At 61.8% G+C, this 15754-nt stretch carries 13 protein-coding genes; 8 read left to right on the forward strand and 5 right to left on the reverse strand.

What is annotated here, in order from left to right:
* Positions 1 to 17 precede the first annotated feature (17 nt).
* From PS14A_RS03445 to gatC, 4 genes are all read right to left on the reverse strand, one after another.
* Positions 18 to 389, reverse strand: coding sequence for a septal ring lytic transglycosylase RlpA family protein (locus PS14A_RS03445; protein ID WP_212615316.1), 372 nt, complete (start codon positions 387 to 389; stop codon positions 18 to 20).
* Between the two features lie 99 nt (positions 390 to 488).
* Entirely contained in the window at positions 489 to 1934 is a 1446-nt protein-coding gene (gene gatB, locus PS14A_RS03450) for an Asp-tRNA(Asn)/Glu-tRNA(Gln) amidotransferase subunit GatB (RefSeq protein WP_212615317.1), read from the reverse strand.
* Positions 1935 to 1944: 10 nt separating this feature from the next.
* Positions 1945 to 3396 (reverse strand): Asp-tRNA(Asn)/Glu-tRNA(Gln) amidotransferase subunit GatA, encoded by a 1452-nt coding sequence (gene gatA, locus PS14A_RS03455; RefSeq protein ID WP_137215504.1) that lies wholly within the window; start codon positions 3394 to 3396, stop codon positions 1945 to 1947.
* Between the two features lie 16 nt (positions 3397 to 3412).
* Complete coding sequence (gatC, locus tag PS14A_RS03460) at positions 3413 to 3700, reverse strand: Asp-tRNA(Asn)/Glu-tRNA(Gln) amidotransferase subunit GatC (RefSeq protein ID WP_024011606.1); 288 nt, start codon at positions 3698 to 3700, stop codon at positions 3413 to 3415.
* A 211-nt stretch (positions 3701 to 3911) separates the two neighbouring features.
* Between gatC and mreB the strand changes: the two genes are divergently transcribed.
* The 8 genes from mreB (at position 3912) to tldD (ending at position 15166) form a co-directional block, all read left to right on the forward strand.
* On the forward strand, positions 3912 to 4949 hold the full coding sequence (gene mreB, locus PS14A_RS03465; RefSeq protein WP_002555108.1) for a rod shape-determining protein MreB: 1038 nt from the start codon (positions 3912 to 3914) through the stop codon (positions 4947 to 4949).
* A gap of 140 nt (positions 4950 to 5089) precedes the next feature.
* Positions 5090 to 6193: a rod shape-determining protein MreC gene (gene mreC, locus PS14A_RS03470; RefSeq protein ID WP_130911321.1), complete on the forward strand. Its 1104-nt coding sequence runs from the start codon at positions 5090 to 5092 to the stop codon at positions 6191 to 6193.
* Positions 6193 to 6684 carry a rod shape-determining protein MreD gene (gene mreD, locus PS14A_RS03475; protein ID WP_042608773.1) on the forward strand — a complete coding sequence of 164 codons (492 nt, stop codon included), beginning with the start codon at positions 6193 to 6195 and terminating at the stop codon, positions 6682 to 6684. Before mreC ends, mreD begins: the two co-directional genes overlap by 1 nt.
* 37 nt (positions 6685 to 6721) lie before the next feature.
* On the forward strand, positions 6722 to 7318 hold the full coding sequence (locus PS14A_RS03480) for a Maf family protein (protein WP_212615318.1): 597 nt from the start codon (positions 6722 to 6724) through the stop codon (positions 7316 to 7318).
* Positions 7319 to 7376: 58 nt separating this feature from the next.
* Entirely contained in the window at positions 7377 to 8834 is a 1458-nt protein-coding gene (rng, locus tag PS14A_RS03485) for a ribonuclease G (RefSeq protein ID WP_016771696.1), read from the forward strand.
* A gap of 75 nt (positions 8835 to 8909) precedes the next feature.
* Positions 8910 to 12713 carry a YhdP family protein gene (locus tag PS14A_RS03490; RefSeq protein WP_212615319.1) on the forward strand — a complete coding sequence of 1268 codons (3804 nt, stop codon included), beginning with the start codon at positions 8910 to 8912 and terminating at the stop codon, positions 12711 to 12713.
* Between the two features lie 145 nt (positions 12714 to 12858).
* Positions 12859 to 13719, forward strand: a complete 861-nt coding sequence (locus tag PS14A_RS03495) for a carbon-nitrogen hydrolase family protein (RefSeq protein WP_212615320.1) — start codon at positions 12859 to 12861, stop codon at positions 13717 to 13719.
* A gap of 4 nt (positions 13720 to 13723) precedes the next feature.
* Positions 13724 to 15166 carry a metalloprotease TldD gene (gene tldD / locus PS14A_RS03500; RefSeq protein ID WP_093104683.1) on the forward strand — a complete coding sequence of 481 codons (1443 nt, stop codon included), beginning with the start codon at positions 13724 to 13726 and terminating at the stop codon, positions 15164 to 15166.
* Positions 15167 to 15217: 51 nt separating this feature from the next.
* On the opposite strand, the gene yjgA is transcribed toward tldD, so the two are convergent.
* Complete coding sequence (yjgA, locus tag PS14A_RS03505; protein ID WP_016771692.1) at positions 15218 to 15742, reverse strand: ribosome biogenesis factor YjgA; 525 nt, start codon at positions 15740 to 15742, stop codon at positions 15218 to 15220.
* Positions 15743 to 15754 lie beyond the last annotated feature (12 nt).

The following is a 15754-nucleotide window of genomic DNA, read 5'->3' on the forward strand; positions in this document are numbered from 1 at the left end:
AAATGGTCGGCGCTCCATCAGTCGAGGGCCTGCACGCGTACCCGTGCGGTGCCGCTGCGCAGCATGCCGATCTCGTCGGCGGCCTCGCGAGACAGATCGATGAGTCGGCCACGGGTGTGCGGGCCACGGTCATTGATGCGGACCACGACTGATTCATCATTTTTCAGGTTGGTGACCTTCACCCGCGTGCCGAACGGCAACTGGCGGTGGGCGGCGGTCAGGGAATGCTGGTTGAACGCTTCGCCGCTGGCGGTGCGTTTACCGTGATGTTTGGCTCCATAATAGGAGGCGACGCCGGTCTGGTCGTAACCGTGCGGGTCGACGGTGTCGGTACTGGCGCAACCGGCCAGCAGAGAGAGCAGGGCGCTGCTCAGCAACAGACGCTTCATTCAAGGTTTCCCGAATACAAATGTGGGACTGATCTTCTGCCACAGAAGATCAATCCCACAGGGGATGGAGCCAGGCTTTGCATCCGGCTCCATTGGTGGTCAGCCTTCGAGCTTGCTTTTCAGCAGTTCGTTCACCTGCTGCGGGTTGGCCTTGCCTTTCGAGGCTTTCATGGCCTGGCCGACGAAGAAGCCGAACATCTTGCCGCGTTTGGCTTCGTCTGCCGCGCGGTACTGTTCGACCTGTTCGGCGTTGGCCGCGAGCATTTCGTCGAGCACGGCCGAGATCGCGCCGGTGTCGGTGACTTGCTTGAGGCCGCGCTTCTCGATGATCTCGTCAGCACCGCCTTCGCCGTCGGCCATCGCTTCGAACACTACCTTGGCGATCTTGCCGGAGATGGTGTTGTCTTTGATGCGCTGCAGCATGCCGCCCAGCTGCTCGGCGGAGACTGGCGAGTCTTCGATGTCCAGGCCCTGCTTGTTGAGCAGGCTGCCCAACTCGACCATCACCCAGTTCGCCGCCAGTTTCGCGTCGCCACCGATGGCCGCGACTTTCTCGAAGTAGTCCGCCTGTTCACGGCTGGTGGCCAGCACGTTGGCATCGTAAGCCGACAGACCGAACTGGCTCTGGAAGCGTTCGCGCTTTTGCGGTGGCAGTTCCGGCAGGGTGGCACGCACTTCACCGAGGAACGACTCTTCGATGACCACAGGCAGCAAGTCCGGATCGGGGAAGTAACGGTAGTCGTTGGCTTCCTCTTTCGAACGCATCGGACGGGTCTCGTCCTTGTTCGGGTCGTACAGGCGAGTCTGCTGGATGACCTTGCCGCCATCTTCGATCAGCTCGATCTGGCGCTGGATTTCCGAGTTGATCGCCTTCTCGATGAAACGGAACGAGTTGACGTTCTTGATCTCGCAGCGAGTGCCGAACTCGACCTGGCCTTTCGGGCGCACCGAGACGTTGCAGTCGCAACGCAGCGAGCCTTCGGCCATGTTGCCGTCGCAGATACCCAGGTAGCGCACCAGCGCGTGGATCGCCTTGACGTAAGCCACGGCTTCCTTGGCGCTGCGCATGTCCGGCTCGGAGACGATTTCCAGCAGCGGCGTGCCGGCACGGTTCAGGTCGATGCCGGTGGCACCGTTGAATTCTTCGTGCAGGCTCTTGCCGGCGTCTTCTTCCAGGTGCGCACGGGTGATGCCGACGCGTTTGACCGTGCCGTCTTCCAGGGCGATGTCCAGGTGACCCTTGCCAACGATCGGCAATTCCATCTGGCTGATCTGGTAGCCCTTCGGCAGATCCGGGTAGAAGTAGTTCTTGCGGGCGAACACGTTGTGCTGGCCGATCTCGGCGTCAATCGCCAGACCGAACATCACCGCCATGCGCACCGCTTCCTGGTTGAGCACCGGCAGCACGCCGGGCATGCCCAGATCGATCAGGCTGGCCTGGGTGTTCGGTTCGGAACCGAACGTGGTGGAACTACCGGAAAAGATTTTCGACCGGGTGGTGAGCTGAGTGTGAATCTCCAGCCCGATCACGACTTCCCATTGCATGTGTGTCTCCTCAGAAGCCGGTTGGGGTGCGGGTGTGCCAGTCAGTGTTGAGCTGATACTGGTGGGCAACGTTCAACAGGCGGCCTTCCTGGAAATACGGCGCGAGCAACTGCACGCCCACCGGCAGACCGTCGACAAAACCGGCCGGCATCGACAGGCCCGGCAGGCCGGCGAGGTTGGCGGTGATGGTGTAGACGTCTTCCAGATAGGCAGCGACCGGGTCGCTGTTCTTCGCGCCGAGTTTCCACGCCGGGTTTGGCGTGGTCGGGCCGAGGATGATGTCGACTTCATTGAACGCAGCCATGAAATCGTTCTTCACCAGACGACGGATCTTCTGCGCTTTCAGGTAGTAGGCATCGTAGTAACCGGCGGACAGCGCGTAGGCACCGACCATGATCCGGCGCTGCACTTCCGCGCCGAAGCCTTCGCCACGGGAACGCTTGTACAGATCGATGAGGTTTTCCGGGTTCTCGCAGCGATGGCCGAAACGCACGCCGTCGAAACGCGACAGGTTCGAGGAGGCCTCTGCCGGGGCGATCACGTAATAAGCCGGGATCGCGTGCTGCATGTTCGGCAGGCTGATTTCCTTGATCACCGCACCGAGCTTCTGCAACTGCTGGATGCTGTTCTGGATCAGCTCGGCAATGCGCGGGTCGAGACCGGCGCTGAAGTATTCCTTCGGCACGCCGATGCGCAGCCCTTGCAGCGACTCGCCGAGGCTGGCGGAGTAATCCGGAACCGGCTCATCGATGCTGGTGGAATCGTTCGGGTCGAAGCCGGCCATGCCTTGCAGCAGGATCGCGCAGTCTTCGGCCGTGCGCGCCAACGGGCCGCCCTGATCGAGGCTGGAAGCGTAGGCAATCATGCCCCAGCGCGAAACGCGACCGTAGGTCGGCTTCAGGCCGGTGAGGTTGGTGAACGCCGCCGGCTGACGGATCGAACCGCCGGTGTCGGTGGCCGTGGCCGCTGGCAACAAACGAGCAGCAACCGCCGCCGCCGAGCCGCCGGACGAACCGCCCGGTACGTGTTCCAGATTCCACGGGTTTTTCACTGCGCCGTACCAGCTCGACTCGTTGGCCGAACCCATGGCGAATTCGTCCATGTTGGTCTTGCCCAGAGTCACAGCGCCGGCAGCGGCCAGTTTCGCGACCACGGTGGCGTCGTAGGGAGCCTTGAAGTTGTCGAGCATCCTCGAGCCGCAACTGGTGCGGATGCCCTGGGTGCAGAACAGATCCTTGTGGGCGATCGGCGCGCCGAGCAGGGCGCCGCTCTCACCGTTGGCCCGGCGTGCATCGGCGGCTTTCGCCTGCTCGATGGCCAGATCCTCGGTGAGGCTGATGAAACTGTTGAGCTGCGGGTCGAGCTGGGTAATACGCGCCAGCAGGACTTTGGTCAGCTCTTCGGAAGAAAACTTTTTATCGGCGAGACCGCGGGCGATCTCGGCCAGAGTCATTTGATGCATTGCAGGCTCTTTCCCTTTAGTCGATGACTTTCGGAACCAGATACAGGCCGTTTTCGACCGCTGGTGCGATGGACTGGTAGGCCTCGCGATTATTCGTCTCGGTCACCACGTCGGCGCGCAGGCGCTGACTGGCTTCCAGGGGGTGGGCCAGCGGCTCGATACCGTCGGTATCAACGGCCTGCATTTCGTCGACCAGCCCGAGAATGCTGTTGAGGGCGGAAGTAATGTGCGGAAGATCGGCATCGTTGAGGCCAAGGCAGGCCAGGTGCGCGATTTTTTCCACGTCGGAGCGTTCTAGCGCCATCGGGATTCTCCAGTGGAAAACAGAACGGACGGCGTCCGTGTGTTAGATTGTCGGAACACTACCGCACTTCTACGGTCATAAGGCCGCGATTGTGGGGCTTGGTGCACAGAAAAGCGGCCAATTTAACATATTGGCGCCTTGCCCAAAATCCCTGTCGTTGTTAGAGTTTGCCGCACTTTTTTACCCACGCGTTGCCTAGGGTCCCTTTCCCATGTTCAAGAAACTGCGTGGCATGTTTTCCAGCGATCTTTCCATTGACCTGGGCACTGCCAACACCCTTATTTACGTGCGCGAGCGCGGTATCGTCCTGAATGAGCCATCGGTTGTGGCCATTCGGACACACGGTAACCAGAAAAGTGTCGTCGCTGTCGGCACCGAGGCCAAGCGCATGCTCGGCCGTACGCCGGGCAACATTGCCGCCATTCGTCCGATGAAGGACGGCGTGATCGCCGACTTCAGCGTCTGCGAAAAGATGCTGCAGTACTTTATCAACAAGGTTCACGAAAACAGTTTCCTGCAGCCCAGCCCTCGTGTGCTGATCTGCGTTCCATGCAAGTCCACCCAGGTTGAGCGTCGCGCCATCCGTGAATCGGCCCTTGGCGCCGGTGCCCGTGAAGTGTTTCTGATCGAAGAGCCGATGGCTGCTGCGATCGGTGCCGGCCTGCCGGTTGAAGAAGCGCGCGGTTCGATGGTCGTGGACATCGGCGGTGGTACCACTGAAATCGCCCTGATCTCCCTCAACGGTGTGGTTTACGCCGAATCCGTACGTGTCGGCGGCGACCGTTTCGACGAAGCGATCATCACCTACGTGCGCCGCAACTACGGCAGCCTGATCGGTGAATCCACCGCCGAGCGCATCAAGCAGGAAATCGGTACTGCCTACCCGGGCGGCGAAGTGCGCGAAGTCGATGTTCGCGGTCGCAACCTGGCCGAAGGCGTTCCACGCGCATTCACCCTGAACTCCAACGAAGTGCTCGAGGCTCTGCAAGAGTCGCTGGCCACCATCGTTCAGGCGGTGAAAAGCGCGCTGGAGCAATCGCCGCCGGAACTGGCTTCCGACATCGCCGAGCGCGGCCTGGTGCTGACCGGTGGTGGCGCGCTGCTGCGTGACCTCGACAAGTTGCTGGCCCAGGAAACCGGTCTGCCGGTGATCGTTGCCGAAGATCCGCTGACTTGCGTTGCTCGCGGCGGTGGCCGTGCGCTGGAAATGATGGATAAGCACACCATGGATCTGCTTTCGAGCGAATAAGCTTCGAATGCAATACGTGGGTGAACGCACAGGCAGCACTTTGCAGTGCTGCCTGTTGGCGTTTATCTTCTGTCAGTCTTCATCCAGGCCGGTTTGATGCCGTATGAATAAACAGAACATTTGCCTGGGAGGAGCGGCTTATTAAACCGCTTTTCACCAAAGGCCCTTCGTTGGGCGTGCGCCTGTTGGTGCTGGCCGTGCTTGCGGTCGCACTGATGGTGGTCGATGCACGTTTCGACCTGCTCAAGCCCGCGCGCAAGCAAGCGTCGCTGGTGCTCATGGATGCCTACTGGATCACGGACCTGCCCGGCCGCTTGTGGGAAGGGGTCGCCAGTCAGTTCGGCAGCCGCACCGAGCTCGTCGCCGAAAACGAAAAACTCAAGACCGAAAACCTGCTGTTGCAGGGACGCATGCAAAAGCTCGCGGCCCTGACCGAGCAGAACGTTCGGCTGCGCGAGTTGCTCAATTCCTCCGCATTGGTCAATGAAAAGGTCGAAGTGGCCGAGTTGATCGGCATGGACCCCAACCCCTTCACCCATCGCATCATCATCAACAAAGGTGAGCGCGACGGCGTGGTGCTCGGTCAACCGGTGCTCGATGCGCGCGGGCTGATGGGCCAGGTGGTCGAATTGATGCCTTACACCTCGCGTGTCCTGCTGCTGACCGACACCACTCACAGCATTCCCGTGCAGGTGAACCGTAACGGTCTGCGCGCGATTGCCAGCGGCACCGGCAACCCGGAACGCCTGGAATTGCGTCATGTCGCCGACACGGCGGACATCAAGGAAGGCGATCTGCTGGTCAGCTCCGGTCTTGGCCAGCGATTCCCGGCCGGTTATCCGGTGGCGACGGTAAAAGAAGTCATCCACGACTCCGGCCAACCGTTCGCCATTGTCCGTGCGGTACCTACCGCCGCCCTGAACCGCAGCCGCTACCTGCTGCTGGTGTTCAGCGATAGCCGCACCGCCGAGGAACGCGCCAATGACGCCGCCCAGGCCCAGGAACAGCTCGATGCCCACGGCGGCGGCCCGATGTTGCCGGCCAGCGTGCCGAAACCGTTGATCATGCCTGCCACGCCGTCGACCGCTGCCGCAGCGCCGGCCGCTGAAGCAGCGGCGCCTGCCACCACGCCTGCCAAGCCCGCCGCGAGCAAGCCGCCCGCTGCCGCTCCGGCCGCTGCCAAACCGCCGGCCGCGAGCAAACCACCGGCAAAACCGCCAGCGACTACCGGGGGACGAGAATAATGGTCGGCGCGAAAAAATCCGCAAACGGCTGGATGATCTGGCTGACGTTCTTCGTCGGCATCCTGCTCAGCGTATCGCCGTTGCCAATCTTCATGGAAATCCTTCGCCCTCTGTGGCTGGCCTTGCTCGTGACGTTTTGGGCGCTGTACATGCCGCACACGGTCGGCATGGTCACGGCGTTCTGTCTGGGGCTGGCCGAAGATGTCCTGCAGGGCGACCTGCTCGGGCAGAACGCGCTGATCCTGACCCTGATTACCTTCCTCGTGTTGTCGTTGCAGCAGCGTCTGCGCATGTTCCCGATGTGGCAGCAGTGTCTGGTGATCCTGGTGATCTTCGGCCTCGCACAATTGGCGCAACTGTGGCTCAGCGCTCTGACCGGCAACCGTCAGCCAACCCTGGCGCTGGTCCTGCCGGCGCTGGTCAGCGCCTTGCTCTGGCCGTGGGTCAGCTTCGCCCTTCGCGGGATGTGCCGACGCTACAGAATTTATTGAGCCGGTGAAGCAGGGCACTGAACAGGGAGATGTTTTGATGAAACTGCTTTACCTCGCCTCCGGCTCACCGCGGCGCCGTGAATTGCTCACGCAGATCGGCGTGCATTTCTCCGCCATCAGCGCGGACATCGACGAAACCCCGCTTTCTGAAGAATCCCCATCGGCCTATGTCGAGCGCCTCGCGCGTGGCAAGGCTGAGGCCGGGCGCCGCTCGGTCGTCTCTGACCAGCCGTTCTGCGTGCTTGGCGCCGACACCGCTGTGGTACTCGACGGCAAAATACTTGGCAAACCGGTGGACGAAGCCGATGCATGCGCCATGCTGATGATGTTGTCCGGCAACGAACACGAAGTGCTGACCGCCATCGCCGTGCTTGAAGGTGAGCGCTGCGAGTCGCGGGTGGTGCGCAGTCGCGTGCGTTTTCGCAGCATCAGCCGCGAAGAGGCCGGCGCCTACTGGGCCAGTGGCGAACCGCGCGACAAGGCCGGCGGCTATGGCATTCAGGGCCTGGGGGCGGTGTTTGTCGCCGGGCTCGACGGCAGCTATTCGGCGGTGGTCGGCCTGCCGCTGTGCGAAACCTGCGAGGTGTTGGGCCATTTCGGCATACCCTGTTGGCAAAACCTGAACACGCCCTGAGCGTCGTACGAATCCAGATGCGGCCACTATCGTGAACATGCCTGAACGAGATCCTGCCATGAGTGAAGAGATTCTGATCAACATCACGCCGATGGAGTCGCGCGTGGCGGTGGTCGAAAACGGTGTGCTGCAAGAAGTCCACGTCGAGCGCACGCAGAAGCGCGGGATCGTCGGCAACATCTATAAAGGCAAGATCGTTCGTGTACTGCCGGGCATGCAGGCGGCATTTGTCGACATCGGCCTCGATCGTGCAGCTTTCATTCACGCCGCCGAAATCTCCCTGCGCGAAGGCCCGGCGGTGGAAAGCATCAGTTCGCTGGTCCACGAAGGTCAGAGCCTGGTGGTGCAAGTCACCAAAGACCCGATCGGCTCCAAAGGCGCACGCCTGACCACGCAACTGTCGATTCCTTCGCGTTATCTGGTGTACATGCCGCGCACCGCCCATGTCGGCATTTCCCTGAAGATCGAAGACGAAGCCGAGCGCGAGCGCCTCAAGCAGGTGGTCAGCGATTGCGTAGCCAAAGAAGGCATCAAGGAAGCCGGCGGTTTCATTCTGCGCACAGCCGCTGAAGGCGCGGGCGCTGATGAAATCTTGATGGACATCCGTTACCTGCGGCGCCTCTGGGACCAGATCAACGAGCAGATCAAGACCATCGCCGCGCCGAGCGTGATCTACGAAGACCTCGGCCTGGCCCTGCGCACCCTGCGTGATCTGGTCAATCCGAAAATCGAGAAGATCCGCATCGACTCGCGGGAAACCTTCCAGAAAACCACGCAATTCGTCGCCGAACTGATGCCGGAAATCGCCGATCGTCTGGAACACTATCCGGGCGAGCGGCCGATCTTCGATCTGTACGGTGTCGAAGACGAAATCCAGCGCGCGCTGGAGCGCAAGGTGCCGCTGAAGTCCGGGGGGTATCTGGTGATCGATCCGGCGGAAGCCATGACCACCATTGACGTCAACACCGGGGCGTTCGTCGGTCATCGCAACCTCGAAGAAACCATTTTCAAGACCAATCTCGAAGCGGCCACGGCGATTGCCCGGCAGATGCGCCTGCGCAATCTTGGCGGGATCATTATCATCGACTTCATCGACATGGAAGATGAAGAGCACCAGCGTCAGGTCCTGCGCACTCTGGAGAAACAGCTGGAGCGCGATCACGCGAAGACCAACATCATCGGCATCACCGAGTTGGGCCTGGTGCAGATGACCCGCAAGCGCACCCGCGAAAGCCTTGAGCAGGTACTGTGCGAACCGTGCAGCAGTTGCCAGGGACGCGGCAAACTGAAAACCGCCGAAACCATCTGTTACGAGATCTTCCGCGAGATTCTGCGCGAGGCGCGGGCCTATCAGGCCGAGGGTTATCGGGTGCTGGCCAACCAGAAAGTAGTCGATCGTCTGCTCGATGAAGAGTCCGGTAACGTCGCCGAGCTTGAAGGCTTTATCGGCCGCACCATACGCTTCCAGGTGGAAACCATGTATTCCCAGGAACAATATGACGTGGTGCTGCTCTGAAGCCCTGCATCACCACTCATTCAACGCGGCTGGCCTCAGCTTTTCGCAGTATTTTTGCCATGGGAGCCAACTGACATGGAGCGTCTGACACGCATTCTGGCCGCACTCACCCGCTGGGGGCTGGGCCTGTGCGCGTTGGTTCTGGTGTTGATGGCGTTGTACGTCAGCCTCGGCCGCGAGCTGACCCCTCTGGTGGCGGAATACCGCGCCGACATCGAAGACAAGGCCAGCGCCGCCCTCGGCATGCCCTTGCAGATCGGTGAGCTGGAAGGCAACTGGAGCGGTTTCGCGCCGATCCTGCTGGCCCATGACGTGATGGTCGGCGACGGCGCCAACGCGCTGCGCCTCGACCGCGTGCGGGTGGTGCCGGATATGTGGGGCAGCGTGCTCGCCCGCGAGGTGCGCCTCGCGCATATCGAACTCAACGGTTTGAAGATCAGCCTCAAGGAAGCCGAAGACGGTACCTGGGCGCTGGAAGGGCTGCCGGTGCAGAAGGATCAACCGTTCGATGCGGTGCAACTGTTCCAGCGCTCGCAGATGATCAGGCAATTGTCGGTGCTCGACAGCCAAGTGACCCTGCAACCGCTCGACCACCCGCCCATGACGCTCACCTATGTCGGTCTGAATCTGCGCACCGGCGCCAGCCGCCAGCGTGTCGACGCGCGTCTGACCTTGCCCGATGGCCAGCCTGTGGCGCTGAGCCTGCGCAGCCAGTTGCGTCCTGATCAGTGGCAGAACAGCGCTATCGAGGGTTATGCCAGCCTGCCGCAAAGCGACTGGTCGAAATGGCTGCCCGAGCGCCTGACCCAGCAATGGAATTTTTCCGAGATCAAGGCCGGCGGTGAACTCTGGGTCGATTGGGCCGAAGGCGCGTTGCAAAGCGCCGCGTTGCGCCTGAATGCGCCGCAAGTGACCGGTGCCTACGCCGAGCGCAAGCCGATCCAGATCAACAATCTGGCGCTCAACGCCTATTACCGCAACACCGCCGAGGGCGCAAAGGTCACTCTTGATTCACTGGCGATGAGCTTCGGCGACACCCGTTGGGAATCCCATGTGCAGGTGCAGCAGACTCGCGCCAGCGCCAACGCTGAAGAGCTCTGGCATTTGCAGGCCGATCGCCTCGATCTGACCCCGATCACGCCGCTGCTCAATGCGTTGGGGCCGTTGCCGCAAAGCTTCGCCACAGTGGTCGAGCGTTTGAAGGTAACCGGCGGCCTGCGCAACGTGTTGCTGGACTTCCGCCCGACCGCCACCGATGGCAGCAAATTCGGCTTTGCCGCCAACCTCGATAATGTCGGTTTCGATGCCTACCACGGCGCTCCGGCGGCGCGGAATGTCAGTGGCAGCCTGAGTGGCAACCTCGACGGCGGCGAGTTGCGCCTCGACAGCAAGGACTTCGTCCTGCACCTCGATCCGATTTTCGCCAAGCCATGGCAATACCTGCAGGCCAATGCGCGGCTGACCTGGAAGCTCGACAAGGACGGCTTCACGCTGATTGCGCCGTACCTGAAGGTGCTGGGCGAGGAGGGCAAGATTGCCGGCGACTTCCTCATCCGCCTGCACTTCGACCATAGCCAGGAAGACTACATGGACCTGCGCGTCGGCCTGGTCGATGGCGACGGTCGCTACACCGCCAAATACCTGCCGGCTGTGTTGAGCCCGGCGCTCGATGAGTGGCTGCGCACGGCGATCCTCAAAGGCGCGGTGGACCAGGGCTTCTTCCAGTATCAGGGCTCACTGAGCAAGAACGCCGGCGAGGCTGATCGCAGCATCAGCCTGTTCTTCAAGGTCCATGACGCCGAACTGGCCTTTCAGCCGGGCTGGCCGCATGTGAGCAAGGTCAGCGGCGACGTGTTCATCGAGGACAGCGGCGTGCGCATCTGGGCCAGCAAGGGCCAGTTGCTCGATACCCAAGTCAGCGATGTCTTCGTCAATATTCCGCACGTACCGGCCGGGCAGAATAGCCATCTGTTCCTCGACGGCGCGTTTGCTGGTGGCCTGGGCGATGGCTTGAAGATTCTTCAGGACGCGCCGATCGGCACCGGCGAAACCTTTGCCGGTTGGGAGGGCGCGGGTGATCTGAACGGCAAGCTCAAGCTGGATATTCCGCTGGCCAAGGGCGAACAACCGAAAATCCTCGTAGATTTCAAGACCGCCAATGCGCGTTTGAAACTGGCCGAACCGAAACTGGAACTTAGCCAGCTCAAGGGCGATTTCCGCTTCGACAGCAATAAAGGCCTCAGCGGCCAGAACATCTCTGCACGGGCCTTCGACAAACCGGTCACTGCGCAGATATTCGCCGACGGCAGCCCCAACCAGATCAAGACTCGGGTGGCTGCCTCGGGGCAGGTTGAAGTGAAAAAACTCACTGACTGGCTGGGCGTGACCCAGCCGTTGCCGGTGTCCGGGACCATTCCTTATCAGTTGCAGCTGAACCTCTCAGGGGCCGACAGCCAGTTGATGGTCAGCTCCAGCCTCAAAGGCGTGGCGGTGGATCTGCCCGCGCCGTTCGGCATGGCCGCCGATGTCGGCCGGGACACAGTGTTCCGCATGACCCTGCAAGGGCAGGAGCGGCGTTACTGGGTCAATTACGATCAACTGGCCAATTTCACCTTTGCCGCGCCGCCGAGCAATTTCGCCGATGGCCGTGGCGAACTGTTTCTCGGCGCTGGCGAAGCGGTGTTGCCGGGCGCCAAGGGCCTGCGCATTCGCGGGGTGCTGTCGGAACTCGATGTCGCGCCGTGGCAGGATCTGGCCAGCAAGTACGCCGGCCAGGATCCGGGCGGCAGCGCCAAACAATTGCTCAGCAGCGCTGACGTCAAAGTCGGCAAGTTGACAGCGTTCGGTACCACGCTGGATCAGGCCTCGGTGCAAATCAATCGCAAGCCCGGCGCGTGGAATCTCGCTCTCGATAGTCAGCAGGCCAAGGGCACGGCCAGCCTGCCAGACGCCAAGGGCGTGCCGATTGCAGTGAATCTTCAGTACGTAAAACTGCCGGCGCCGGACCCGGCAGTGCAGGCAGACGAGAATGCGCCTGATCCATTGGCATCGGTCGACCCGACGAAAATCCCGGCGCTGGATATCACCCTCAATCAATTGTTCCTCGGCCCCGATCTGGTCGGTGGCTGGTCGCTGAAAGTGCGGCCGACCGCCAAGGGCATCGCCCTGAACAACCTCGACATGGGCCTCAAAGGCATCCTGCTGCAAGGCAACGGTGGCTGGGAAGGCGCGCCGGGGGCAACCAGCAGTTGGTACAAGGGCCGGGTCGGCGGCAAGAATCTGGCCGACGTGCTCAAAGGCTGGGGCTTCGCGCCAAGCGTGACCAGCGAAGAATTCCATATGGACGTCGATGGACGTTGGCCGGGCTCGCCGGCGTGGCTGGCGACCAAGCGCTTCTCCGGCACGCTCGATGCCTCGCTGAACAAGGGCCAGTTCGTTGAAGTGGAAGGCGGTGCTCAGGCGCTGCGGGTGTTCGGCCTGCTCAACTTCAACTCGATCGGCCGGCGCCTGCGTCTGGACTTCTCCGACCTGTTCGGCAAAGGCCTGAGCTACGACCGGGTCAAAGGTCTGCTGGTGGCGAACAATGGTGTCTACGTGACACGTGAGCCGATTCGCCTGACCGGACCTTCGAGCAACCTGGAATTGGACGGCACGCTGGATCTGGTCGGTGACAAGGTCGATGCGAAATTGCTGGTGACGTTGCCGGTGACCAACAACCTGCCGATCGCCGCGCTGCTCGTCGGCGCACCGGCGGTCGGCGGCGCGCTGTTCCTTATCGACAAGCTGATCGGCGACCGCGTCGCGCGCTTCGCCAGCGTCAAGTACACCGTCAAAGGCCCATGGAAAGAGCCGAAAATCACCTTCGACAAGCCTTTTTAACTAGCAGACACTACCCCTGTAGGAGCTGCCGAAGGCTCGGGCCGCGATCGGACGATCTTTTGATTTTGCTTTTCAGGATCAAGATCAAAAGATCGCAGCCTGCGGCAGCTCCTACACCGGTACATGCAAATCCCGAGGAGCGGCGATGTCTTTAGCGGTGATTCAAATGGTCAGCCAGAGCGACGTGCCGGCCAATCTGGCCCAGGCCCGACGCCTGCTTGAACAGGCAGCCGCCGCCGGGGCGAAACTCGCGGTGCTGCCGGAAAACTTCGCCGCCATGGGCCGTCGTGATGTCGCCGATATCGGCCGCGCCGAGGCGTTGGGCGAAGGGCCGATCCTGCCCTGGTTGAAACAGACCGCCCGTGACCTCACCTTATGGATAGTCGCCGGCACATTGCCGTTGCCACCGCTGGGTCAGCCCTCGGCCAAGGCCAATGCCTGCTCGCTGTTGATCAGCGAACACGGCGAGATCGTCGCGCGCTATGACAAGCTGCATCTGTTCGATGTCGATGTCGCCGACAATCGCGGTCGGTACCGGGAATCCGATGACTATGCTTATGGCGGTAATGTGGTGGTGGCGGATACGCCGGTGGGGCGAGTCGGTCTGAGCGTGTGTTACGACTTGCGTTTCCCGGAGCTGTACAGTGAATTGCGTGCCGCCGGTGCCGAATTGATTACTGCACCGTCGGCCTTTACGGCCGTAACCGGCGCCGCGCACTGGGATGTGCTGATCCGCGCGCGGGCCATCGAAACACAGTGTTATATCCTCGCGGCCGCACAGGGCGGCAGTCATCCGGGGCCACGCGAGACCTTCGGGCATGCGGCGATTGTCGACCCGTGGGGGCGTGTGCTGGCCCAGCAGGATCAAGGCGAGGCGGTGTTGCTGGCCGCCCGCGACAGCGATGAACAAGCGTCCATCCGGGCGCGCATGCCGGTGACGCGTCATCGGCGGTTTTTCTCGCAGGGCGCCCAGCGGCCTGCTTCAGAACACGAATTTAAGGCGTAAACCTATGAGCGAGTTGTTGTCCTCAGTCAGTGATCACCTGTTGGCACCCGGCGGTGTCACGATCGAGAGCCTGCAAGGCGTGCTCGGCGATCTGGCCGGGCCGGGCATCGATGCCGCCGACCTGTATTTCCAGGGCCAGATCTCCGAGTCGTGGGCGCTGGAAGACGGCATCGTCAAGGAAGGCAGCTTCAACCTCGACCAGGGTGTCGGCGTACGTGCGCAGTCCGGTGAGAAGACCGGTTTCGCCTACAGCAACGCGATCACCCTCGAAGCCCTCGGTGCTGCTGCCCGTGCTGCGCGCTCGATTTCCCGCGCCGGGCAGAACGGCACGGTGCAGGCGTTCAGCACCCAGGACGTGGCGCAACTGTACGCGCCGGATAATCCGCTGGAAGTGCTCAGCCGCGCGGAAAAAGTCGAGCTGCTCAAGCGTATCGACGTTGCTACCCGCGCGCTCGACCCACGGATTCAGCAAGTCAGCGTGAGCATGGCCGGGGTTTGGGAGCGAATTCTGGTGGCCTCGACGGACGGTGGCCTGGCTGCCGATGTGCGTCCGCTGGTGCGTTTCAATGTCAGCGTCATCGTCGAACAGAATGGCCGCCGCGAACGCGGCGGGCACGGCGGCGGTGGGCGTACCGATTACCGCTACTTCCTCGCCGAAGACCGCGCCATGGGTTATGCCCGTGAAGCGTTGCGTCAGGCGCTAGTCAACCTCGAAGCGATTCCGGCGCCGGCCGGTACCTTGCCGGTGGTGCTGGGTTCCGGCTGGTCCGGCGTGCTGCTGCACGAAGCGGTCGGTCACGGTCTGGAAGGCGATTTCAACCGCAAGGGCAGCTCGGCCTACAGCGGGCGCATGGGTGAAATGGTTGCCTCCAAACTTTGCACCATCGTCGATGACGGCACCTTGAGTGGCCGTCGCGGTTCGCTCAGCGTCGATGACGAAGGCACGCCGACCGAGTGCACCACGCTGATCGAAAACGGCGTACTCAAGGGCTATATGCAAGACAAGCTCAACGCGCGGCTGATGGGCGTGGCGCGCACCGGTAACGGTCGCCGCGAATCCTATGCGCACCTGCCGATGCCTCGGATGACCAACACCTACATGCTCGGCGGTGAAAGCGATCCGGCAGAAATCATCGCTTCGGTGAAGAAGGGCATCTACTGCGCCAACCTCGGCGGCGGTCAGGTCGACATCACCAGCGGCAAGTTCGTGTTCTCCACGAGCGAGGCTTATCTGATCGAGGACGGCAAGATTACTGCACCGGTCAAAGGCGCGACATTGATCGGCAATGGTCCCGAGGCGATGAGCCGGGTGTCGATGGTCGGTAACGATCTGGCGCTGGACAGCGGTGTGGGTACGTGTGGCAAGGATGGGCAGTCGGTGCCGGTGGGTGTCGGCCAGCCAACGCTGAAAATCGATGCGATCACCGTGGGTGGCACGGGCGCATAAGAACGGTGGGGCTTTCGGGTGGCGCGCAGGACGGCCACCCGGTGGCGATTTTCAACGCAGGCCGCGTTGAGTCTCGTCCAGCTCCCGAATGTATTTGAAGATCTTGCGGCTCGAAGCAGGCGGTTTGTTTTGCGCAACCTCATGCTGGGCCTGACGGATCAGGGAACGCAATTGCTGGCGATCGGCGTCCGGGTACTCGATGACGAATTTCTCCAGCACGGCGTCATCGCCCGCGATCAGGCGGTCACGCCAGCGTTCCAGATTATGGAAACGCTCGTTGTACTGGCGAGTGGAGGCATCGAGTTGATCGAGCAGAGTCAGAATCGCGTCAGTGTCCTGGTCGCGCATCAGTTTGCCGATGAACTGCAAATGCCGTTTACGCGCGATGTTCGCGGTGTGCTTGGGCGCATCGGCCAATGCCCGGCGCAAAGCGTCGGTCAACGGCAGTTTGGCGACCAGATCAGGCTTGAGTGTGGTCAGGCGCTCGCCGAGGTCAACCAGCGCATGCAACTCGCGTTTGACCTGAGATTTGCTTTTTTCTCCCGTATCGAGGGAGTCGTCGTAAGAATCAACCATGGTGGCAGTCCG

It is taken from the genome of Pseudomonas sp. 14A, from assembly GCF_018132745.1.
Classification (GTDB): Bacteria; Pseudomonadota; Gammaproteobacteria; order Pseudomonadales; family Pseudomonadaceae; genus Aquipseudomonas; species Aquipseudomonas mercuritolerans.